Origin of the sequence: Streptomyces marokkonensis (assembly GCF_008312835.1) — a bacterium.
Classification (GTDB): Bacteria; Actinomycetota; Actinomycetes; order Streptomycetales; family Streptomycetaceae; genus Streptomyces; species Streptomyces marokkonensis_A.
Map to the genome: position 1 here is coordinate 137,662 of NZ_VSKS01000004.1, position 21,507 is coordinate 159,168.

Consider the following 21,507-nt stretch of genomic DNA (forward strand, 5'->3'; position numbering starts at 1 on the left):
GCGGGTCACTTGTCCAGGTTGTTGTCGATGGTCTTGGTGGCCGTCTCCCAGGCTTCCGCGGCGGACTTGCCCTTCGTCACCAGGATGACGCCGTTGTCCGTCAGACCCTGCTGGATGATCTGGTCCTTCGGGCCGATGACCTGGACCGGGATCTGCTTGGCGGCCTCGGAGAAGATCGTGCCGATGGGGGCGTCACCCGTCATGTCGTTCTTCGCGCCGGTCACCTCCGGGCTGTCGAACGCGGCCTGGGCGCTCGGGAAGCTGCCCTGCACCTCGAACAGCTTCGCCTGCTGCTCGGGCGCGGTCAGCCAGGCCACCAGCTTCTTGGCCTCTTCGACGTTCTTGCCGTTCTTCGGCACGCTCAGGAAGGAGCCGCCCCAGTTGCCGGACTTGGGGGCCACGGCCACGTCCCACTTGCCGGCCGCGTCGGGCTGCGACTTGCCCTTGATGTAGCCGAGCATCCACGGCGGGCAGGCCATCGCGGCGAACTTGTTGTTGGCGATCGTCTGGTCCCAGGCCGGCTGGAACTGCGTCTGGGCGCCGACCAGGCCCTTCTCGGCGGCCTCGGCGGTCAGGTCGAAGGCGTTCTTGACGGCCGGGTTGCTCTTGTAGATGACCTCGCCGGAGGCGTCGTAGAACTTCTCCTCCTCACTGCTGAGGATCGCGTTGATCAGACCGCCGGGGGAGTCGAGGAAGGTGGTGCCCTTGGGGCCCTTCTTCTTGTAGTCCTCGCCGACCTGCACGAACTTCTTCCAGTCGCCGGCCCACAGCTTCGCGACCTCTTCGCGCTCGCTGGGCAGCCCGGCCTTCTCGAACAGGTCCTTGCGGTAACAGATCGCCATCGGGCCGACGTCGGTGCCCAGACCGACGGTCTGGCCGTCCTTGGTGGTGGCCTGCTCCCACTTCCAGTCCAGCCAGTTCTCCTTCTTCACCCCCGGCGCCTTGGAGAGGTCCTCGAGCTTGGCCGCCTGGGTGCTCACGATCTCGGCGATGTTGCCCACTTCGACGGCCTGGACGTCCTGCAGGCCGCTGTTGGTGGTCAGGTGGTTGAGCAGAGCGGGGTAGTAGTTCTCGTTCCGCTCGACGACGTTCTCTTCGATGTTGATGTCAGGGTTGAGCTTCTCGTACTCGTCGTAGAGTCCGGCTTCCTTGAAGCCCATGGTGCCGAAGAGACCCATGGTGATCGTGGTCTTGCCCTCGCCGCCGCCGGACGAGGAGTCGGAGTCGTCTCCACCGTCGTCGGCACAGCCGGCCAGCAGCCCGGTGCCCAGCGACACCACGGCCGCGATGGCCAGGGCCTTGCGGGCGATGGGCTTCCCCCCGCCCGACCGCTGCCGGGAGAGGGGGAGGGTACGTGCTCGCATTGCGTCCTCCTGTTGCCCTGACGTGCCGACCCCCCGGCCGACGGCTCTGTCGGACCCGTATCGTGCGTTGCGGCTCGGGTGGGGAACGTGCGGGTTGTGTATGTGTCAGGTACCGTGGGAGCGCTCCCACAGGTGATGTGTTGAAGAGTCCCGGGTCCGGGCGGGGGTGTCAAGGGAGCAGACGTGGCAAACCGCGTTCAGTTATCTGCCTGTTAACTTGACGCCGGGACCCGCCTTCGGAGCCCTCGAGTCCGCACGCTGCCCTCCCGGCGGTGGCCGACGCCACTGAAGGGGCTGTTACATTCCAGGCCAGCGTGACATACGAAGGAAGGCGGAGCCGATGGCAAGCCACGGAGCGCGGGGCCGGAGCGGCGGCCGTCCCACCCTCGAAGAGGTGGCCGCGCGCGCCGGTGTCGGCCGAGGCACGGTCTCCCGGGTGATCAACGGCTCGCCCCGGGTGAGCGACGCGACCCGCGCCGCGGTGGAGGCGGCGGTCGCGGAGCTCGGTTACGTCCCGAACACGGCCGCCCGCGCCCTGGCCGCCAACCGCACGGACGCCATCGCCCTGGTCGTGCCCGAGCCGGAGACCCGGTTCTTCGCCGAGCCGTACTTCTCCGACATGCTGCGGGGCGTCGGGGCGGCGCTGTCGGACACCGAGATGCAGCTCCTGCTGATCTTCGCGGGCAGCGACCGGGAGCGGCAGCGGCTCGCCCAGTACCTGGCCGCCCACCGGGTGGACGGCGTCCTGCTGGTCTCGGTGCACGCCGACGACCCGCTGCCCGACATGCTGTCCCAGCTGGAGATCCCCGCGGTGATCAGCGGCCCCCGCTCGGCCGCGGAGACGCTCACCTCGGTCGACTCCGACAACTACGGCGGCGCCCGGCAGGCCGTCGAGCACCTCGTCGGGCGGGGCCGGCGCACCATAGCCCACATCACCGGCCGCCTCGACGTGTACGGCGCCCAGCGGCGCATCGACGGCTACCGCGACGCCCTGCGCGACGCGGGCCACGAGGCGGACGACCTGCTGATCGAACCGGGCGACTTCTCCGAGGAGGGCGGCCGGCGCGCGATGGCGGCCCTGCTGGAGCGCCGCCCCGACCTGGACGCCGTCTTCGCCGCCTCCGACGTCACCGCTGCCGGTGCGCGCCAGGCCCTGCGCGAGGCGGGCCGCCGCATCCCCGACGACGTGGCGCTGGTCGGCTACGACGACTCCGCGATCGCCCGCCACATGGACCCGCCGCTGACCAGTGTGCGCCAGCCGATCCAGGAGATGGGCCGCGCGATGATCGACCTCCTCCTCGCCGAGGTCGCCGACCGCCGCCCGCCGGCCTCGCGGGGCCTGGAGCGCCGCCAGATGGTGCTGGCCACGGAACTGGTCGGCCGCGCCTCCTCCTGAGCCCCGGGGCGTCGACGCCCGCGCGGGTCCCGGGTCGCCTCCGCGGCGCGCGCGAGCCCTGTGCCCGGGGCAGGCGCTGTCATTCGGTGCGGCGCCTCAGCGCGGCGAGGGTCTCCCCGACCAGCGCCCGCGCCCCGGCCACCGTCGCCGCCAGCGACTCCGCGGTCCCGCCGGGCGCCCCCAGCACGCCGCGGACCCGCGGGCCGAAGCCGGCCGGCGCGGCCGGCAGCGTCTCGGCGACAGCGAGCGCGCCCTTCTCGTTGAGGCACCAGCGCCGGTCGTCGGCGAACATCGCCTGCACCAGCACCCCGACGGCCCGGGACAGACACAGCGAGACGTAGAGGGTGTCCGCCCGCGCCGCGCCCTTCGCCGCCGCGCCGGCCAGGAACTCCGCCTCCCAGGCTCCCGCGGTGAGCGCCTCTCGCAGCGGCTCGGGGTAGGCCGAGGTCAGGCGCCGGAGGTCCGTCAGCGCGCCGGACGGGTCGGCCAGTACCTGACCGAGCGCCACCTCGCCCGCGTAGCAGGGCGACCAGAACCCGAGCGGATGACCTGCCTGCACGCCGACTTCGTACCGGCCCTCGCGGCAGTCCGCCCACACCCGCTCGACCCGGTCCAGGTCCCGCAGGATCCAGTCCACCGCCACGCCGTCGGCCCGCAGCCACGCACCGCCGTTCACCCACGGTCCCCAGCCGCCCGGACCGGCCACCTCCCCATCGGGGCCGGCCAGCGCGCGCAGAGCGGCGAGATCGAGCTCGCCACGGTAGTAGACGCCGAGGTCCCAGTCCGATTCGGGCCCGTGCTCCCCGCGTGCCCGGCTGCCGCCGAGCATGACTCCGACGACGCCCGGAACCTCGGCCAGGCGGTGGGCCATGTCCTCGATGATCACCCGCACGGAGCAAGTGTGGCATCCGCCGACCCGGCGGGCCGGCCGTTGTCCGCCCGTGGCCGCCGGAGGCGGTGCCCGGACGACGAAAGAGGCCGATGACCCGCGTTCACGCAGGTCATCGGCCTCTTGTGCGAGGGTGAGTGACGGGACTCGAACCCGCGGCATCCTGGACCACAACCAGGTGCTCTACCAGCTGAGCTACACCCACCATGGCCTTGTCGGTTGAGGTCAGTGACTTTCCCCGACCGGCCGAGAAAAAGTGTACAGGGTCCGAAGGGGTGCTCGCGCACGGCTTTTCCCGGGGGCCCCCGAGGACCCCTCGGCGCCTCTACTGAGCGGGCAGCACGTGCTTGGCGGCGATCTTCCGCGCGGTGTCCGAGTCGGGGCCCGGCTGCGGTACGAAGACGGCCTCGCGGTAGTAGCGCAGTTCCGCGATGGACTCGCGGATGTCGGCGAGGGCGCGGTGGTTGCCGTTCTTCTCGGGGCTGTTGAAGTACGCCCTCGGGTACCAGCGGCGGGCCAGCTCCTTGATGCTGGACACGTCCACGATGCGGTAGTGCAGGTAGTCCTCCAGGGTCGGCATGTCCCGCAGCAGGAAACCGCGGTCGGTGCCGACGGAGTTGCCGCACAGGGGTGCCTTGCCGGGCTCCTTGACGTGTTCCCTCACATAGTCGAGGACCTGCCGCTCGGCGTCCTCGAGCGTCGTGCCGCCGGGCAGCTCGGCGAGCAGCCCGGACGCGGTGTGCATCTCCCGCACCACCTCCGGCATCGTCTCCAGGGCCCGCTCCGGCGGGCGGATGACGATGTCCACGCCCTCGCCGAGCACGTTCAGCTCGGAGTCGGTGACGAGGGCGGCCACTTCGATGAGCGCGTCGTCCGACAGCGAGAGGCCGGTCATCTCGCAGTCGATCCACACCATGCGATCGTTCATGTGTCTAACCTTACGGCTCGGTGCGCCGCGCGGACCCCGGTGGGCGTACCCATGGTGTCGGTGTGAACGTCACCGGGGCGGAAGCGGGGCGGGCCGGAGGCCGATGCCTCCGGCCCGCCCCGGCCGGTCACGTCACGGTGCGCTCCGCTGGCCGGGCACGCCCGAGGCCGTCAGGGACGGGCCCAGGGCGCCGGCCGCCGCCGTGCGGCGGGACTGGTGCGGCAGGGGGCTGTCCGGGTGCAGCGTGGGCGGCATCGGGTGCCCGGCGTGGCCCTGCTGGTGGGAGGTGAGGGACCCCTGGGTGTTCGGGGTGCCCTCGCCGTCCTGGTTCCGGTCGGACTGCGGGCGCCGCGCGCGGTACGCGGCCCGGTAGGCGGCCGGGGACGAGCCCAGCTGGCGCCGGAAGTGGCCGCGCAGCGCGACCGGTGAGCGGAAGCCGCACCGGCCGGCGACCTCGTCCACCGAGTAGTCCGACGTCTCCAGCAGGCGCTGCGCCTGGAGCACCCGCTGCGTGATCAGCCACTGCAGCGGCGCGCTGCCGGTCAGTGAGCGGAAGCGGCGGTCGAACGTACGGCGGCTCATGTACGCGCGGGCCGCCAGCGTCTCCACGTCGAACTGTTCGTGGAGGTGCTCCAGCGCCCAGGCGACGACCTCCGCGAGCGGGTCGGCGCCGATCTCCTCGGGTAAAGACCTGTCGAGGTAGCGCTCCTGGCCGCCGCTGCGGCGCGGCGGGACCACCAGGCGCCGGGCGAGTGCCCCGGCCGCCTCGTTGCCGTGGTCCGTGCGCACGATGTGCAGGCACAGGTCGATCCCGGCCGCGGTGCCCGCCGAGGTCAGCACGTCGCCGTCGTCCACGAAGAGTTCCCGTGGATCGACGTGCACCGACGGATAGCGTTTCGCCAGCGTCGGCGCGTACATCCAGTGTGTGGTCGCGGGCCGGCCGTCCAGCAGTCCCGCCGCCGCGAGGACGAAGGCGCCGGTGCACAGCCCGACGATGCGGGCGCCCTCCTCATGGGCCCGGCGCAGTGCGTCGAGCGCCTCCTCCGGTGGCGGGGAGGTGATCGAACGCCAGGCCGGCACCACGACGGTGCCCGCCCGGGATATCGCCTCCAGGCCGTGTGGCGCGGTGAGTTCCAGGCCCCCCGTGGTCCGCAGCGGGCCCTCCTCGCCGCCGCACACCAACAGGCGGTAGCGCGGCACGCCGGCGTCCTGGCGGTCAACCCCGAACACCGACAGCGGGATGGAACTCTCGAAAATGGGGCCGCCGCTGAACAGCAGCACCGCGACGATCTCCTTGCGGCGTCGCCCGGAGAGTTTCCGGGCCGCGGTTTCCGGCGCGGCAGTGGAGTCGTGGCTCATACTGCTAAGCCCCCCTCGGTGGTCGCGGCTCCTCGGTTGTGTCGCTCCTGCACGTTTCCCCTCGGTCCTGCACGAGTCCCCCGCCGTACGACAGTCAAGATCGAATCTACTGCGTCCTGTTGCGGCCAGGTGGCCAGTTCGTCACCCGGCAGATTGTCGACTTGGCAACTTGGCGTGAAGCATTCGATCACGAAGGGTTGCACTCGCGGGGCGTGCAGGGAAGTGCGCCTTGTCGCAGTGGCCAATCCCCGTAGGGTGCGCAGGGTCCACGGGACCCTTTCCGTGCAGGTCGAACGGGGGTTGGGGGGTGGTGGGGGTACGGCATGCACACCAGTGGGAAGTTGGCTGAAAAGATACGGGCGCGGGCGCGGAAACCGGTCAGCCGACCGGTGTATCCCCGCCACCGCGCGGCCGGCCCCCTCGCACCCCGGTCCCGGCCCGTCGGAGCCCGCCCCCGCGGGACCCCGGCTCCCCGGACGGCGGCCGTGCGGTGAGCCGCTGCGAGCGGCGCATCGGCAGCCGGCAGGCGCCGGTGACGGCGGCGAGACCGAACGCGACCCCGGCGGGCGGCGTCGCACGGTCCCGCTCGGGGGTGGGGCCGGGTCCGGACATCAGGTGCTCCCTGTGGCGTGGCTCACGGGGTTCAACGCGCGGCCTGCCCGTCGGTCACCGCGGGTCCGGGGCGGTCGGCCCGGAGGGCCCCACTCTTGCCGCCAAGTGAATCCCGCGCAAACCACCTGTACAGGGCAGCAACCATTGCGTGACGGGCGGCCCCTCGTGCATGCTCCGGGGAACCCGCCTGCCGGTATGCGCGGGGTCTGGGCTTAGGAGGCGTGCCGCCGTACCCTTGGGGGTATGGGGTTGGGAAGACCATTCCCGGACACAGCTCCGCCGCACACTGTCGTCCCCCATAGAAGGATCACACCCCCGAGACAGCCATGGCCGGTCACGAATTCTTCGAACCCGCGGACCGCAAGCGGCCGGTCGCCGATCCCACGGCGGCCGAACCCCTGTCGGCGGAGGAATCACGTCACCCCTGCGACCCCGCCTTCCGGCACGGGGTGGTCGTCGGCTTCGACGGCTCCACCTCCAGTGAACGGGCCCTCGCGTACGCCATCGGCATGGCGAGGCGCTTCGGCTCGGGCCTGATCATCGTCCATGTGGCCAACCGGCTGCCCACCACGGTGTGGGCCGGTTGCGAGCCCCCGGTCTTCGTGGACGTCCCGGACCACCGCACGGAGGTGCTCGGGCTCGAGCTCGCCTGTGCGGACTACCTCGCCGAGGTGCCCTGGATCCTGGTCGAGCGTGGCGGTGACATCTGCCACGAACTCGAAGAGGTGGGGCGGGAGTACGAAGCCGATGCGATCGTCGTGGGTTCCACCCACGGTCTCGTGGGGCGGATCTTCGGGTCCGTCGCCGGGAGGCTGGCGAAGCGGGCGCAGCGGCCGGTGGTTGTGATTCCGTAAGTCGTCACGGGCCCCCGTGTGTTGGCCGGCAACACACGGGGGCCCGTTCTGTCGGTTCGGCCCGTGCGGGCGCGTCGGGGTTCTCGCGCGGTTCCCCGCGCCCCTGGGGTGCTGGTCGCCCCGTGCGTTGGAGCAGCGCGGCGATTCGGCCCGAGCCCTTGAGGGCTACTCGACCGTGACCGACTTGGCCAGGTTGCGGGGCTTGTCGATGTCCCTGCCGAGGGCCAGGGCCGTGTGGTAGGCGAGGAGTTGGAGGGGGATGCCCATCAGGATCGGGTCCAGTTCGTCCTCGTTCTTGGGGACGAGGACCGTGTGGTCGGCCTTCTCCTGCTCCTGGTGGGCCACGGCGACGATCCGGCCGCTGCGGGCCTTGATCTCCTCCATGGCCGCGCGGTTCTTCTCCAGCAGGTCGTCGTCCGGGACGATCGCGACCGTGGGGAGCGCCGGCTCGATCAGGGCCAGCGGGCCGTGCTTCAGCTCGGAGGCCGGGTAGGCCTCGGCGTGGATGTAGGAGACCTCCTTGAGCTTCAGGGAGGCCTCACGGGCCACCGGGTAGCCCCGGACGCGGCCGATGAAGAGCATCGAGCGGGCCTCGGCGTACTCCAGGGCCAGCTTCTTGATCTCCTCCTCCTGCTCCATGATCTCGGCGATCTGGCCCGGGAGCCGGCGCAGGCCCTCGATGATCCGCTTGCCGTCGCGCACCGACAGGTCACGGGTGCGGCCCAGGTGCAGGGCGAGCAGGGCGAAGGCGACCGTGGTGTTGGTGAAGCACTTGGTGGACACCACGCACACCTCGGGGCCGGCGTGCACGTAGACGCCGCCGTCCGCCTCGCGGGCGATCGCGGAGCCGACGACGTTGACCACGCCCAGCACCCGCGCGCCCTTGCGCTTCAGCTCCTGCACGGCGGCCAGCACGTCGTACGTCTCACCGGACTGGGAGACCGCGATGTACAGGGTGTCGGGGTCCACGACCGCGTTGCGGTAGCGGAACTCCGAGGCCGGCTCGGCGTCGGCGGGGATGCGGGCCAGCTCCTCGATCATCTGCGCGCCGATCATGCCGGCGTGGTACGAGGTGCCGCAGCCGAGGATCTTCACCCGGCGGATCCGGCGCGCCTCGCGGGCGTCGAGGTTGAGGCCGCCGAGGTGCACGGTGGAGAAGCGGTCGTCGATCCGGCCGCGCAGCACCCGGTCCACGGCCTCGGCCTGCTCGTGGATCTCCTTGTGCATGTAGGTGTCGTGGCCGCCCATGTCGTACGAGGCCGCCTCCCACTCCACGGTGGTCGGCTCGGCGGTCGTGCGGGTGCCCTCGGTGGTGTAGGTGCGGAAGTCGTCCGCCTTGAGGGTGGCCATCTCGCCGTCGTCCAGCGTGACGATCTGCCGGGTGTGGGCGACCAGCGCGGCGATGTCGGAGGCGACGAACATCTCCTTCTCGCCGATGCCGAGGACGACCGGGGAGCCGTTGCGGGCCACGACGATGCGGTCCGGGAAGCCGGCGTGCAGCACGGCGATGCCGTAGGTGCCCTCGATGAGGCGCACGGTCTCGCGGACCTTGTCCTCCAGCTTCTCGGCCGTCGAGCGGGCGATGAGGTGGACGAGGACCTCTGTGTCCGTCTCGGAGAGGAACTCGACGCCGTCCGCCTCCAGCTTGCGGCGCAGGTCGGCGGCGTTGTCGATGATGCCGTTGTGGACGACGGCGACCTTGCCCTCGGCGTCCAGGTGCGGGTGGGCGTTCACGTCGGACGGGGCGCCGTGGGTGGCCCAGCGGGTGTGCGCTATGCCGGTGGTGCCCTTGAAGCGCGCCGGGACCTTCGCCTCCAGGTCGCGCACCCGGCCCTTGGCCTTGACCATCTTCAGGCCGGTCGTCTTCGGGGACGTGACGACGATGCCCGCCGAGTCGTAGCCGCGGTACTCCAGGCGCTGCAGGCCCTCGAGCAGCAGGGGGGCGACCTCACGCCTGCCGATGTATCCGACGATTCCGCACATATGCGTATGTTCCTAGCCGTAGACGATGCGGCGCAGCTGCCGGAGCGAGAGCTCGGGCGGTGCCACCGCTCGGTATCTGAGGTCCGCCTCGATCCGTTCGAAGATCGCCGCGTTCACCAGGCCCTGGGCCTGGAGTTCACGGTGGCGGCGACGGACGTACTCCTCGGTCGTCTCGTCGAAGTAGGCGAGCACGTCCTGGATCACACGCAGCGCCTCGCCCCGGCTGAGGGGCGTGGACCGCGTCAGATGATCAACAAGTTCGTCGTGCACCCGATGATCCTGGGGTACCGGAGGCCGTTTCGCAAGAAACGTGCCCGAATTCGGGCAGGCGATGCCGGGCGGACGTTACATGCGCTTGAGGATCGCCTGTTTGGCCAGGGTGAACTCCTCGTCCGTGAGCACCCCGGACCGGTGCAGCTCGCCCAGCTCCCGCAGCCGGCGCAGCAGGGCGTCGTGGTCGTCCTCGGCGGGGGAGGGCGCCGGCTGGGGGCCGGCCGCCTCCGGTTCCTGGGCGCGCTCGTCGACGGGGGCGGCGGGGTGCGGCAGACGGGCCTGGACGGCGGCGGCGACGAGCGCCATCAGGGGGTCCTTCTTGAAGCCCCACAGCTCCACCGAATTGGGGTCGTACTTGGCCGGGGCCTTGGTGGGGGCGTTGCGCACGAAGAAGCGCAGGTGCCCGTTCTCCAGACCGGCCGCCGGCTGCCACTCCACGCCGGTCAGGTCCGTCACCGCGAGGGTGCGGGGGCCGGCGGCGGCCTTGGCGTCCTCCGTCTTCCAGTTCCACTCCAGCCGGACGCGCTCACCGTCGAAGCTCACCGTGCCGTCCCCGGCGGACACGGACAGCGGCACGGACGGGCCGGGCAGCAGGTACCCGGTCACCGGGTCGGAGGGGACCTGGTCCAGCAGCAGGGCGGTGCGGACCTCCTCCGTGAAGTACTCGGCGACGCCGTAGCGGTCGGAGTCGACGACGAGCTGGTAGGGGTCGTGCGGCTCGGTGAGCCGGCCGCCGGCCGCGTGCAGCAGCGGATCGGCGCCGTCCCGCAGCCGCAGCCTGAGCCGCCCCGCCTTCTTGCCCTGCTCGAACGAGATCCCCGCCAACGCGCCCAGGGGAAGCACCAGTTCACCCAACGTCCTGCGGAGCAGGCCGACGTTCTTGTCCCGTCCGGGAGTCAGTCGCAGGACCTCCCCGTCGAACGTCCATGTGCCGTCCTTCTGGATGATTTCCGCCATGGGGTGATTGTTTCACCGGACCTGCGGGAGAGTGGTCCATACCCTGTCCGGCTTCCCTTGCGGAGCCACGGAGTTGAGAAGGGAGCGCGTGTGAGACGGCAACGACGGCACCACGGAACGACTCCCCGTACCACCCGGCTGCTCGGATCCCTGCTGCTGGTCATGGCGGCCGGGGCCGTCATGGTGGGAGCGGCCCCCGCGCAGCGCGAGACCGCGCGGGACACGTCCCCCGTTCCGCTGGACCGGGTGATCCCGGCCCCCGCCTCGGTGGACCCCGGCGGATCCCCGTACCGCATCACCGAGGACACCCGGATCCGGGTCGACGGCTCCCGCGAGGCCCGCCGGGTCGGCGAGTACCTCGCGGACGTCCTGCGGCCCTCCACCGGCTACCGGCTGCCGGTCACCGACCACGGCAGGGGCGGTATCCGGCTCCGGATCGCCGAGGGCCCCTACGGCAGCGAGGGCTACCGCCTGCACAGCGGCCGCTCGGGAGTCACCCTCACCGCCGCCGGTCCCGCCGGGCTCTTCCACGGCGTGCAGACCCTGCGTCAGCTGCTCCCCGCGGCCGTCGAGGAGGACTCCGAACAGCCCGGCCCCTGGCTGGTGGCGGGCGGCACCGTCACGGACACCCCGCGCTTCGGCTGGCGCGGCGCCATGCTCGACGTCTCCCGGCACTTCTTCTCCGTCGACGAGGTCAAGCGCTACATCGACCAGATCGCCCTGTACAAGATCAACAAGCTGCACCTGCACCTCAGCGACGACCAGGGCTGGCGCATCGCCATCGACTCCTGGCCGCGCCTGGCCACCTACGGCGGCTCCACCGAGGTCGGCGGCGGACCCGGCGGGTACTACACCAAGGCCGACTACCAGGAGATCGTCCGCTACGCCTCCTCCCGTCATCTCGAGGTCGTCCCCGAGATCGACATGCCGGGCCACACCAACGCCGCCCTCGCCTCCTACGCCGACCTGAACTGCGACGGCGTGGCACCCCCGCTCTACACCGGTACGGAGGTCGGCTTCAGCTCGCTGTGCGTCGGCAAGGAGATCACGTACGACTTCGTGGACGACGTGGTGCGGGAGATCGCCGCGCTCACGCCCGGCCGCTACCTCCACATCGGCGGAGACGAGGCGCACTCCACCCCGCACGAGGACTTCGTGGCGTTCATGGACCGGGTGCAGCCGGTCGTCGCGAAGTACGGCAAGACCGTGATCGGCTGGCACCAGCTGACCGGCGCGAACCCGGCGAAGGGGGCGCTCGCCCAGTACTGGGGCCTGGACCGCACCAGCGGCGCGGAGAAGGAGCAGGTGGCGGAGGCCGCCCGCAACGGCACCGGACTGATCCTCTCCCCGGCCGACCGGGCCTACCTCGACATGAAGTACGACAAGAACACACCGCTCGGGCTGTCCTGGGCGGGGTACGTCGAGGTGCGGCGGTCCTACGACTGGGACCCGGGCGCGTATCTGCCGGGTGTGCCGGCGTCCGCGGTGCGGGGCGTCGAGGCGCCGCTGTGGACGGAGACGCTGTCGGACTCCGGGGAACTGGAGTACATGGCCTTCCCCCGGCTGCCCGGGATCGCCGAGCTCGGGTGGTCGCCGGCGGCCGCGCACGACTGGGAGGACTACCGCGTGCGGCTTGCCGCGCAGGCGCCGCGGTGGGACGCGCTGGGGATGGGCTACTACAAGTCGCCGCAGGTGCCCTGGTCGTGATGCGGCTGCGGCGCCGTGGGGGCTGGTCGCGCCCGCGCGGCGGAGCCGCATGGTGACGGGGCCCGCGCCCCTGGTGTGCTTGCCCTGAGGGTGTTTCCAGCGACGGGCACCCCGGAGGACCGTACTCCGGGGTGCCCGCCCGTTCGTGGGTCAGAAGTCCGCGAGGGGGTTCTTCAGGGTGCCGACCAGCTGGAGGGCGCCGGACGGATCCGTCAGGTCGACCATCTGCTTGTTGTCGCGCAGCTGGAGGCGGTTCAGGCAGGACAGGGCGAACTCGGGCGCGAACATGTCGTACCGGGCGAACTTGTCGGCCAGTTCCGGCACCGACGCCTGGTACTCGCGGGTGACCTCCGCGACCGTGCGCCAGAAGCCGTCCTCGTCCAGGACGCCCTCCTCGGCGAGGTCGGCGGCGAGGAAGCGGAAGAAGCAGTCGAAGACGTCCGTGAAGACCGACAGGAGCTTCGTGTCGTCCGGGACCTCGACCCGGATGCGGGAGACCTCCGGTGGCAGCACCGCGTCCGGGTCCATCACCGCGATCTCCTCGGCGATGTCCTTGTAGACCGCCCGGCGCACCACCCCGTCCTCCAGCACGAGGATCACGTTCTCGCCGTGCGGCATGTACACCAGGTCGTAGGCGTAGAAGCTGTGCAGCAGCGGGACGTAGTACGCCCGCAGGTAGTGCCGCAGCCACTCGGCCGGAGCGAGCCCCGAGCGCTCGATCAGCGCGCCCGCGAAGGACTTCCCCTCGTGGTCGAGGTGGACCAGGGAGGCCATGGTGGCGAGCGACTCGCCGTCCTTCAGGGACGGCACCGGGCTCTCCCGCCACAGCGCGGCCAGCATCTTGCGGTACGGCGAGTAGCGGTCCGTGGCCTGCTCGTACTCCAGGTGCCGGTAGCCCACGGCGGCCCGCTCCCGGATGATCGTCAGCCCCGTGGCCCGCAGCACCGGGTCACTGTCGACGATCCGGGCCAGCCAGTCGTTGATGGCCGGGGTCGCCTCCATGTAGGCGGCGGACAGTCCGCGCATGAAGCCCATGTTGAGGACGGACAGCGCCGTCTTCACGTAGTGCTTCTCCGGGTGCGACCGGTTGAAGAACGTACGGATGGACTGCTGGGCCAGGTACTCGTCGTCGCCCTCGCCCAGGCAGACCAGGTGCCGGCGGGCGACCTCGGCGGCGAAGGTGACCGACAGCTTGTTCCACCACTGCCAGGGGTGGACGGGGATCAGGAGGTAGTCGGCGGGGTCGAGATCCTGGTCGCGCAGGATGCGGTGGAAGCCCTCGACGGTCTCCTCGCCGAGCTCCTGCCGGATGAACGACTCGTACTCGATCCCCGCCCCCGCCGTGAACGCGGCCCGCGAGCGGTGCGCGGCCAGCCACACCAGTTTCACCGGGTTCGCGGCCTCCGGCGCGTACGCCAGGTACTCGTGGATGCCGAAGCCGAGCCGCCCGTTGTTGGCGACGAAGCAGGGGTGGCCCTCGGTCATGCCGGTCTCGATGGCCTGGAAGCCGGCGTCGACCAGCTCGGCGACCGTGACCTGCGGCTTGGTGAGCTTGTAGCAGGTGCCGGAGAGGGTGGAGGAGATCTCCTCCAGGTACACCGGCAGGATCTCGCCGCTCAGGCCCAGGGACTTCTGCAGCTCGACGAAGAAGTCGAGTGCGGCGAGCGGGAGTTCGGCGCCGTCGCGGTGGCGGGTGATCGAGGCGGCGTCGATCTGCCAGTGGTCCAGGGCACGCAGCGTCGCCGTGAAGGTGTACCGGGTCAGGCCGTCGTCGCTGCGGACGGCGTACCCGCCGTCGCCGGTGGGCTCCGGCGTGATGATCCGCTCGTGGGCGAACTCGGCGAGTGCCTTGCGGATCAGCAGGCGGTTGGCCCGAGCCCAGCGGTGGGGGGACAGATGCGCCACGGCGTCGGACAGGGTCATGCGGACACTCCTCGGGCGGCCTCGAACTGCTCGCGGGTGCAGAAGCTCAGCAGCGCGCGCTTCTCCGGCTTGTCGATCTCACGCTCGGGCACGAAGCCCACGGCCTCGTTCAGCGCGTGCACGGCCTTGTTGCCCACGTCCGGCTCGACCACCACGCGCCGGGTGTCCGGGTCGGCGAACAGCTCCTCCATCACGGCGGTGATGACGGCCCTGGTGAAGCCGTGGACCGGCCGGTCGGTCGGCGCGACCAGGAAGTGCATGCCGACATCGCCGGGCTCGGGGTCGTACAGGCCGACGAGTTCGACGTACCGGGGGTCGTACTTCTCCATCAGGAAGGCCGGTTCGCCGTCGTGCAGGCCCAGGTAGGCGTGGTGGTGCTCGTGGGCGGCGATGCGCATGTACTCGCGCTCGACGTCCTGGAGCTCCGCGTCCTGCATCATCCAGAACGCCGCCTTGGGGTCGGTGACCCAGCGGTGCAGCAGCTCGGCGTCCTGAAGCGGGTCGAGGGGGCGGACGGTGAACGTACCGATGCTCATACGGCGAACTCCTGGAACGCGATGGTCTTCTCGACCGGGTAGTACTCGGTGCCCAGCAGTTCGCGGATGATGGACGCGTTCCGGTACGGGCCCATGCCCAGGTCGGGGCTGGTGATGCTGTGCGTGTGGACGCCGGCGTTCTGCAGGAAGACGCCGCGGCCGGTGACGTCGATGGCGTAGTTGCGGGCGACGTCGAAACGCCCGTGGCCGTCGAAGCGGATCCGGTCGCGCACCGGGTCGAGGAAGGCCGGCGGCTCGTAGTGGTAGCCGGTGGCCAGCACCAGGCCCTCGGTGCGGATCTCGAAGTCCTTGCCCTGCTCGTCCTGGTGGAGGCCGAGCGTGTACTCGCCGTCCTCGTACCGGGCGGTGGTGAGGGAGGAGTTGGTGAGCAGCCGGGTGGGCACCGGACGGTCGCCACTCTCGACGCTCTTCTGGTACAGCAGGTCGAAGATGGCGTCGATCAGCTCCGAGTTGATGCCCTTGAACAGGCCCTTCTGCTGCTTCTCCAGCCGGTAGCGGGTCTCCTCGGGCAGCGCGCGGAAGTAGTCGATGTAGTCCGGGGACGTCATCTCCAGGGTCAGTTTCGTGTACTCCAGCGGGAAGAACCGCGGGGAGCGGGTGACCCAGTTGAGCTGGTAGCCGTGGACGTCGATCTCGGAGAGCAGCTCGTAGTAGATCTCGGCGGCGCTCTGCCCGCTGCCGACGATCGTGACCGACTTCTTCTCCCGCAGCTCCGCCTTGCGGTGCACGTACCGCGCGGTGTGGAAGAGGCCGCCCTCCAGCCCGCGGCACGGCTCCGGGACGAACGGCACGGTCCCGGTGCCGAGCACCAGGTGCCGGGCGCGGTACGTCCGCCCGGCCGCCGTGGCCACCGCGTACAGCCCGTCCCTCTCGTCGTACGTCACCTCGGTGACCGTCGTGCCGAAGCGGATGCTGCTCAGCTTGCCGGCGGCCCAGCGGCAGTAGTCGTCGTACTCGACCCGCAGCGGGTAGAAGTTCTCCCGTATGTAGAACGAGTACAGCCGGCCCTTCTCCTTCAGGTAGTTGAGGAAGGAATACGGGGACGTCGGGTCGGCGAGGGTGACCAGGTCCGACATGAACGGCGTCTGGAGGTGGGCGCCGTCGAGGAACATCCCGGCGTGCCACTCGAAGTCCGGCTTGGACTCCAGGAAGACGCCGTTCAGCTCGTCGATGGGCTCGGTGAGGCAGGCGAGGCCGAGGTTGAAGGGGCCCAGGCCGATCCCCACGAAGTCGTAGGTGGTTTCCGGGGCGTCAGCAAGCGCGGTCAAGGGACTCTCCCAGGTACTGCTCGGCGTGGCCGGCGATCAGGTCGAGGACGGCGGTGATGTCGGCCGTCGTGGTCTCGGGGTTCAGCAGGGTGAACTTCAGGTAGTGGCGTCCGGCCACCTTGGTGCCCGCGACCACCGCGTCACCGGAGGCGAACAGGGCCTTGCGGGCGTAGAGGTTGGCGCGGTCGATCTCGGCGGGGTCGGTGACGGCCGCCGGGATGTAGCGGAAGACCAGGGTGGAGAGGGCCGGCTCCACCACGACGTCGAAGCGGGGGTCGGCGGCCAGCAGCCTCCAGCCCTCCGCCGCGAGGTCGCACACCTCGTCGAAGAGCCGGCCGATGCCGTCGGCGCCCATCACACGCAGCGTCATCCACAGTTTGAGCGCGTCGAAGCGGCGGGTCGTCTGCAGGGACTTGTCCACCTGGTTGGGGATGCGCTCGGTCACCATGCGGCGCGGGTTGAGGTACTCGGCGTGGTAGGTGGCGTGCCGCAGCGTGGCCGCGTCGCGGACCAGCACGGCCGACGAACTGACCGGCTGGAAGAAGGACTTGTGGTAGTCGACGGTGACGGAGTCGGCGTGCTCGATGCCGTCGATGCGGCCGCGGTACTTCAGCGAGGCGAGCAGTCCGCAGCCGTAGGCGGCGTCGACGTGCATCCAGGCGCCGTACTGCTCGCACAGCCCGGCGATCTCGGGCAGCGGGTCGATGGAGCCGAAGTCGGTGGTGCCGGCGGTGGCGACGACGGCCATGGGGACCAGGCCCGCTTCGGCGCAGCGCTCCAGCTCGTGGGCGAGGGCGACGGTCTGCATGCGCTTGTCGTGGTCGACGGGTACCGCCACCACGGCGTCCGGTCCGAGGCCGAGCAGCTTCGCGGACTTCTGCACGCTGAAGTGGCTGACCTCGGAGGCGAAGACCCGCAGTTTCGCCAGGTGGTCGGTCTTGGCCTCCTCGCGGGCCAGCAGCAGCGCCTGGAGGTTGGACTGGGTGCCGCCGGAGGTGAACACGCCGTCGGCGGCCGGGCCGAGGCCGATGCGTCGGGTCGTCCAGTCGATGATCTTCCGCTCGATCAGGGTGCCGCCGGCCGACTGGTCCCAGGTGTCCAGGGAGGAGTTGACGGCGGAGAGCACCGCCTCGCCGAGCACGGCCGGGATGACGACCGGGCAGTTGAGGTGGGCGAGGTAGCGGGGGTGGTGGAAGTAGACCGCGTCCCGGAGGTAGACGTCCTCCAGCTCGTCCAGCACCGCGGCGGTGTCGTGCAGCGGCCGGTCGAGGTCGATCGCGTCGATGCGCGGCGCGAGGGCGTCGACCGTGACGCCGGTGAACGGCCGTTCGGTGGTGGCGAGTTTGGCGGCCACCCGCTCGACTCCTTGGATCACTGAGCGTCGGTAGTGCTCCGCGGTGGTGTCGTTGAGCAGGTGCGAGCGCATGTGGGGGTCCTCCGGTGGGGACGGTCCGGTGCGGGGAGCGGATTCCGCAATGCGTACTTAGGTTAGCCTAAGCTAAGTTTCCCAGGGAGGTGCGGTTTCGGCCGTGATCGTGATCACTCCGGCGCCAGGGGTGATGGAGCGTCGACTTGCCTCGCTACGCGGCCTGTTCGCGCAGCTGCTCCTCCGTCAGCCCCCGTCGCCAGTAGCCCACGAACGTCACCCGCCGGCGGTCGACGCCGCGTTCGGCGACGAAGTGGCGCCGCACCTGCCTCACGCAGCCCGCCTCCCCGGCGATCCAGACGTACGGCCGTGCGGCGGGCGGGAGTCCGGCGGCGCGGAGGCTGTCCAGCGCCATGGGGGAGCCCTGGGACCGGGCGGCCGCCCCCTCCCGGACGAACCAGGTGATCTCCGCGTCGGCCTCGGTCGCGAGGTCCTGGACGTCCCCGGAGTGCGGCACCTCCAGCCACACCCGGGCGCGGGTGCCGGCCGGGAGGGTCTCCAGGACGGCGGCGGTGGCCGGCAGGGCGCTCTCGTCGGCCCAGAGCAGCACCAGGTCGCTGTCCTCGGGCGGACGGAAGCGGATCGCGCGGTTGTCGGCGACCGCGGGCCCGAGCAGCAGCACCCGGTCACCCGCGGCGGCCCGGGCGGCCCAGCGGGAGGCCGGGCCCGCCTCGGCGGACGCGCCGGCCTCCCCGGTGATGCCGTGCAGCACGAAGTCGACGTCGACCTCGGTGGTGCGCCCCCAGGCGTCCGCGCGCAGCCCCCGGAGCGTGTACGAGCGCATCACCGCCCGTACGTCGTCGGGCAGTTCGCGCCAGCCGTGCCACCATCCGTCACCGAGTTCCAGCGGCACGGCGGGCTCGCTCTGCCCGGGGTGCGGCAGGAACAGCGACAGGGACTGGTCGCGTCCGTCGGAGCGGAAGTCGCGCAGTTCCGGGCCGGTGAAGGTGACCCGGACCAGGGACGGGCCGAGCCGCCTCGTCGCTGCGACCTGGAGGGCGAAGAAGCGGAACGGGGCGGCTACGGCGGTGGTCACGTATGGCTCCGGGGAAGGAGGGTGGTGTCAGGGACGGTCAGGCGACCTTCTTGGCCTTCTCGATGGCCTCGGCGAGGCTCTCCACCAGCGGGGCGCACTTGTCGTAGGACAGGATCGGCTCGGCGGAACGCGCGATGACCTGACCGGCCTTGACCGCCGGGAGCTTCTTCCAGGTCGCCTCGGTGATGTCGGCGGGCTGGATGGCCGAGGTGCGGTCGTCCATCATGATGAGGTCGGCCTGGTACTTGTCGACGTTCTCCCAGCTCAGGCTCTCGAACCAGCCGCCGCCCTCGGCCTTGGCCTTCTCCGGCGGCTCGACGAAGTTCACACCGAGGGCCTTGAAGTACTCCAGGTCTATGGAGAGGTTGGTGCCGGAGACGTAGAAGAGCTCCGGGCTCGCGGAACCGGCCATCACCCTGATGCCGGGGTTGGCCTTTGCGGCCTTGCGCAGGCGCTCCGAGGCCTCCTCGAACCGCTTCTTGGCCTCGGTGGCCTTCGCCGCCTTCATGTCGCCGCCCAGGGACTCGGCGAGCTCCCACATCCGCTGGAGCGGGGCGGTCAGCTGACGGTCGTAGACGGAGATGCCGACGCTCGGGGCGAGCTTGGCGATCTTCTCCTTGGACGCCTCGGGGACGTACCAGAGGGTGCCGGCGTCGTCGAACATCGTGGAGATCAGTACGTCGGGCGCGAGCGTCGCGTACTTCTCGACGTTGAACTGGTCCCAGACGTTGCCGAGGACGGTCACCTTGCTGATGTCCATGTCGCCGGCCTGGACGTCGGCCTTGCCGTCCTTGGTCTTGGTCGGTCCGAAGACGCCCTTGACCTGCACGCCGTAGTCGTACAGCGCGGCGGCCACACCGGTGAACGCGACGATGTTCGCGGGCACCTTGTCGAGCTTCACCGTGGTGCCGCGGTCGTCCTCGAAGGACCACGGGCCTGACTTGGCGTCGCCGCCACCCGCCGAGCCCGAGTCGCCGCTCTTCGCGTCGTCGTCACCGCAGGCGGTGAGCACGGCGCCGAGTCCGAGGGCGCCACCGGCGGCGAGCAGTCCCCGACGGGAGAAGCGGGCGGTTCTGGCGTTCGACATGGGTGGGTCTGCTTTCGTGCGTACGGAGCCTGCCTGGCCGAGATCAGGGTTTAGGTTAGCCTAACCTCATGATCTGTCCAGAGGGCGCCCGGTGTCAGTCCCTGCCGTACCGGAGGAAGGCGGACGTGTCCACCGCCCAGGGACCGAACGGGACCCGGTCCCCGAAGATGTACGGGTCCTTCTCGCTGTAGCGGTTCCCGCAGGGGGCCGAGTGCACCTCGATCGTGCCGGTGCGGGGATCGACGATCATGTAGCGGGGGATGCCCATCGCGGGGTACTCGCGGAGCTTCTCGCCGTAGTCGTTGTCCGGGTTGGACGGCGACACGATCTCGACGACCGCCAGCACCTGGGTCGCGTCGACGGCGAGGCCTTCCTCGTCGAGCACGGACTCGGGAATGACGACGGCGTCGGGGCGGCGCATGCGGCCGATCGCGGGATGCTCGACCTCGGGCCCGTTCTCGCAGACGTAGCCGGGATGCGTGGTGGGGAGTTGCTCGTTGAGTTGGTTACGGATGCGGCGGACCGTGCCCTCGTGACGCTTCGACGGGCACATCATGGCCAGTATCGGACCCGACGGCCCGATCTCGACGCTCCAGGCTCCCTGCAGGCGCTCGGCGAGAGCCCCGAGCTCCTCGGCGATCGCGCGCATCTTGGCGTAGTCCATGGCCTCAGCGTACGAGGCGGAATGCCGGTCCGCGCCGCGACCGCGCGGACCGGCCCCGGGACTCAGCCCGTCAGCCCCAACTCGCGTGCGATGAGCATCCGCTGGACCTCGCTCGTGCCCTCGCCGATCTCCAGGATCTTCGAGTCGCGCCACATGCGAGCCACCGGGTACTCGTTCATGAACCCGTAGCCACCGTGGATCTGGGTGGCGTCGCGGGCGTTGTCCACGGCGACCGTGGAGGAGTACAGCTTGGCCAGCGCCGCCTCCTTCTTGAAGGGCTCGCCGGCCACCAGCCGGCTCGCGGCGTCCCGCCAGGCGAGGCGGGCGGTGTGGGCCTTCATCTCCATGTCGGCGATCTTGAACTGGATCGCCTGGTTGGCGCCGATCGGGCGGCCGAACGCGTGCCGCTCCCTGGCGTACTTCACCGACTCGTCCACACAGCCCTGCGCCAGGCCCGTGCCCAGCGCCGCTATGGCGATGCGGCCCTCGTCGAGGATGCGCAGGAACTGGGCGTAACCGCGGCCCTCCTCACCGAGCAGGTTGGCGGCCGGCACGCGGACGTCCTGGAAGGACAGTTCGCGCGTGTCCGACGCGTTCCAGCCGACCTTCGAGTACGGGGCCGCGACCGTGAAGCCCGGGGTGCCCGACGGGACGATGATCGCCGAGATCAGCGGCTTGCCGTCCGGCTTGCGGCCGGTGACCGCCGTGACCGTGACCAGGCCCGTGATGTCCGTGCCGGAGTTGGTGATGAAGCACTTCGTGCCGTTGATGACCCATTCGTTCGCCGACTCGTCCAGACGCGCCGTCGTACGGGTCGCGCCCGCATCGCTGCCGCCGTCGGGCTCCGTCAGGCCGAACGCGCCCAGGATCTCGCCCGAGCACAGCCGGGGGAGCCACTCGCGCTTCTGCTCCTCGGTGCCGAAGAGGTGCAGCGGCATGGCGCCGAGGGAGACCCCGGCCTCCAGCGTGATGGCCACCGAGGAGTCGACCCGGGCCAGTTCCTCCAGGGCCACGCCGAGGGCGAAGTAGTCGCCGCCCATGCCGCCGTACTCCTCGGGGAACGGCAGGCCGAACAGGCCCATCCGGCCCATCTCCCGCACGATCTCGTAGGGGAACTCGTGCCGCTCGTAGAAGTCACCGATCTTCGGCGCCACCACGTCGTGCGCGAACTCCTCGACCGTACGGCGGAGTTCTTCCAGTTCGGGGGAGAGCTTGTGGTCCATG

General features: G+C 70.6%; 18 protein-coding genes and 1 tRNA gene. 3 read left to right on the plus strand and 16 right to left on the minus strand.

Going from position 1 to position 21,507, the window contains the following annotated elements; translation table 11 throughout:
* Positions 1-5: 5 nt before the first annotated feature.
* Positions 6-1,364, minus strand: coding sequence for an ABC transporter substrate-binding protein (locus tag F1615_RS09035; protein WP_149548366.1), 1,359 nt, complete (start codon positions 1,362-1,364; stop codon positions 6-8).
* 340 nt (positions 1,365-1,704) lie between these two features.
* Between F1615_RS09035 and F1615_RS09040 the strand changes: the two genes are divergently transcribed.
* Complete coding sequence (locus F1615_RS09040) at positions 1,705-2,760, plus strand: LacI family DNA-binding transcriptional regulator (RefSeq protein WP_149548367.1); 1,056 nt, start codon at positions 1,705-1,707, stop codon at positions 2,758-2,760.
* Positions 2,761-2,839: 79 nt separating this feature from the next.
* Here the strand turns inward: F1615_RS09040 and F1615_RS09045 are convergent, their stop codons facing one another.
* The 4 genes from F1615_RS09045 to F1615_RS09060 form a co-directional block, all read right to left on the minus strand.
* Positions 2,840-3,631, minus strand: a complete 792-nt coding sequence (locus tag F1615_RS09045) for a nucleotidyltransferase domain-containing protein (protein ID WP_149548603.1) — start codon at positions 3,629-3,631, stop codon at positions 2,840-2,842.
* A gap of 150 nt (positions 3,632-3,781) precedes the next feature.
* A tRNA-His gene (locus F1615_RS09050) sits at positions 3,782-3,854 on the minus strand.
* 120 nt (positions 3,855-3,974) lie between these two features.
* Positions 3,975-4,577, minus strand: coding sequence for an oligoribonuclease (gene orn, locus F1615_RS09055; protein WP_149548368.1), 603 nt, complete (start codon positions 4,575-4,577; stop codon positions 3,975-3,977).
* 132 nt (positions 4,578-4,709) lie between these two features.
* Positions 4,710-5,936 (minus strand): helix-turn-helix domain-containing protein, encoded by a 1,227-nt coding sequence (locus F1615_RS09060; protein ID WP_149548369.1) that lies wholly within the window; start codon positions 5,934-5,936, stop codon positions 4,710-4,712.
* A 938-nt stretch (positions 5,937-6,874) separates the two neighbouring features.
* On the opposite strand from F1615_RS09060, the gene F1615_RS09070 reads away from it, so the two are divergent.
* The gene (locus F1615_RS09070; RefSeq protein WP_149548371.1) at positions 6,875-7,402 is read left to right on the plus strand and encodes a universal stress protein; all 528 of its coding nucleotides are present in this window, start codon (positions 6,875-6,877) and stop codon (positions 7,400-7,402) included.
* Positions 7,403-7,567: 165 nt separating this feature from the next.
* Here F1615_RS09070 and glmS read toward each other — a convergent pair whose 3' ends face one another.
* The 3 genes from glmS to F1615_RS09085 all read right to left on the minus strand — a co-directional run bounded on the left by glmS (position 7,568) and on the right by F1615_RS09085 (position 10,615).
* Entirely contained in the window at positions 7,568-9,385 is a 1,818-nt protein-coding gene (glmS, locus tag F1615_RS09075) for a glutamine--fructose-6-phosphate transaminase (isomerizing) (RefSeq protein ID WP_149548372.1), read from the minus strand.
* A 12-nt stretch (positions 9,386-9,397) separates the two neighbouring features.
* Positions 9,398-9,655, minus strand: coding sequence for a hypothetical protein (locus F1615_RS09080; RefSeq protein WP_037931703.1), 258 nt, complete (start codon positions 9,653-9,655; stop codon positions 9,398-9,400).
* A gap of 75 nt (positions 9,656-9,730) precedes the next feature.
* A complete protein-coding gene (locus F1615_RS09085; protein WP_149548373.1) occupies positions 9,731-10,615 on the minus strand; it encodes a DUF4429 domain-containing protein in 885 nt (294 codons plus the stop codon).
* Positions 10,616-10,777: 162 nt separating this feature from the next.
* Here F1615_RS09085 and F1615_RS09090 point away from each other — a divergent pair, with 162 nt between their 5' ends.
* Positions 10,778-12,322 carry a beta-N-acetylhexosaminidase gene (locus F1615_RS09090; RefSeq protein WP_425385631.1) on the plus strand — a complete coding sequence of 515 codons (1,545 nt, stop codon included), beginning with the start codon at positions 10,778-10,780 and terminating at the stop codon, positions 12,320-12,322.
* A 150-nt stretch (positions 12,323-12,472) separates the two neighbouring features.
* Here the strand turns inward: F1615_RS09090 and F1615_RS09095 are convergent, their stop codons facing one another.
* From F1615_RS09095 to F1615_RS09130, 8 genes are all read right to left on the minus strand, one after another.
* Complete coding sequence (locus F1615_RS09095) at positions 12,473-14,245, minus strand: IucA/IucC family protein (protein ID WP_149548375.1); 1,773 nt, start codon at positions 14,243-14,245, stop codon at positions 12,473-12,475.
* On the minus strand, positions 14,242-14,781 hold the full coding sequence (locus F1615_RS09100; RefSeq protein WP_149548376.1) for a GNAT family N-acetyltransferase: 540 nt from the start codon (positions 14,779-14,781) through the stop codon (positions 14,242-14,244). The genes F1615_RS09095 and F1615_RS09100 overlap by 4 nt, the downstream gene beginning before the upstream one ends.
* The gene (locus F1615_RS09105) at positions 14,778-16,070 is read right to left on the minus strand and encodes a lysine N(6)-hydroxylase/L-ornithine N(5)-oxygenase family protein (RefSeq protein ID WP_149548377.1); all 1,293 of its coding nucleotides are present in this window, start codon (positions 16,068-16,070) and stop codon (positions 14,778-14,780) included. Before F1615_RS09105 ends, F1615_RS09100 begins: the two co-directional genes overlap by 4 nt.
* Positions 16,054-17,496 carry a lysine decarboxylase DesA gene (desA, locus tag F1615_RS09110; protein ID WP_149548378.1) on the minus strand — a complete coding sequence of 481 codons (1,443 nt, stop codon included), beginning with the start codon at positions 17,494-17,496 and terminating at the stop codon, positions 16,054-16,056. The genes F1615_RS09105 and desA overlap by 17 nt, the downstream gene beginning before the upstream one ends.
* Positions 17,497-17,650: 154 nt before the next feature.
* Entirely contained in the window at positions 17,651-18,532 is an 882-nt protein-coding gene (locus F1615_RS09115; protein WP_149548379.1) for a siderophore-interacting protein, read from the minus strand.
* Between the two features lie 37 nt (positions 18,533-18,569).
* Positions 18,570-19,619 carry an ABC transporter substrate-binding protein gene (locus F1615_RS09120; RefSeq protein ID WP_149548380.1) on the minus strand — a complete coding sequence of 350 codons (1,050 nt, stop codon included), beginning with the start codon at positions 19,617-19,619 and terminating at the stop codon, positions 18,570-18,572.
* Between the two features lie 94 nt (positions 19,620-19,713).
* Positions 19,714-20,283 (minus strand): Uma2 family endonuclease, encoded by a 570-nt coding sequence (locus F1615_RS09125; RefSeq protein WP_149548381.1) that lies wholly within the window; start codon positions 20,281-20,283, stop codon positions 19,714-19,716.
* Positions 20,284-20,345: 62 nt separating this feature from the next.
* Positions 20,346-21,506 carry an acyl-CoA dehydrogenase family protein gene (locus F1615_RS09130; protein ID WP_149548382.1) on the minus strand — a complete coding sequence of 387 codons (1,161 nt, stop codon included), beginning with the start codon at positions 21,504-21,506 and terminating at the stop codon, positions 20,346-20,348.
* Between the last annotated feature and the right edge of the window lies 1 nt (position 21,507).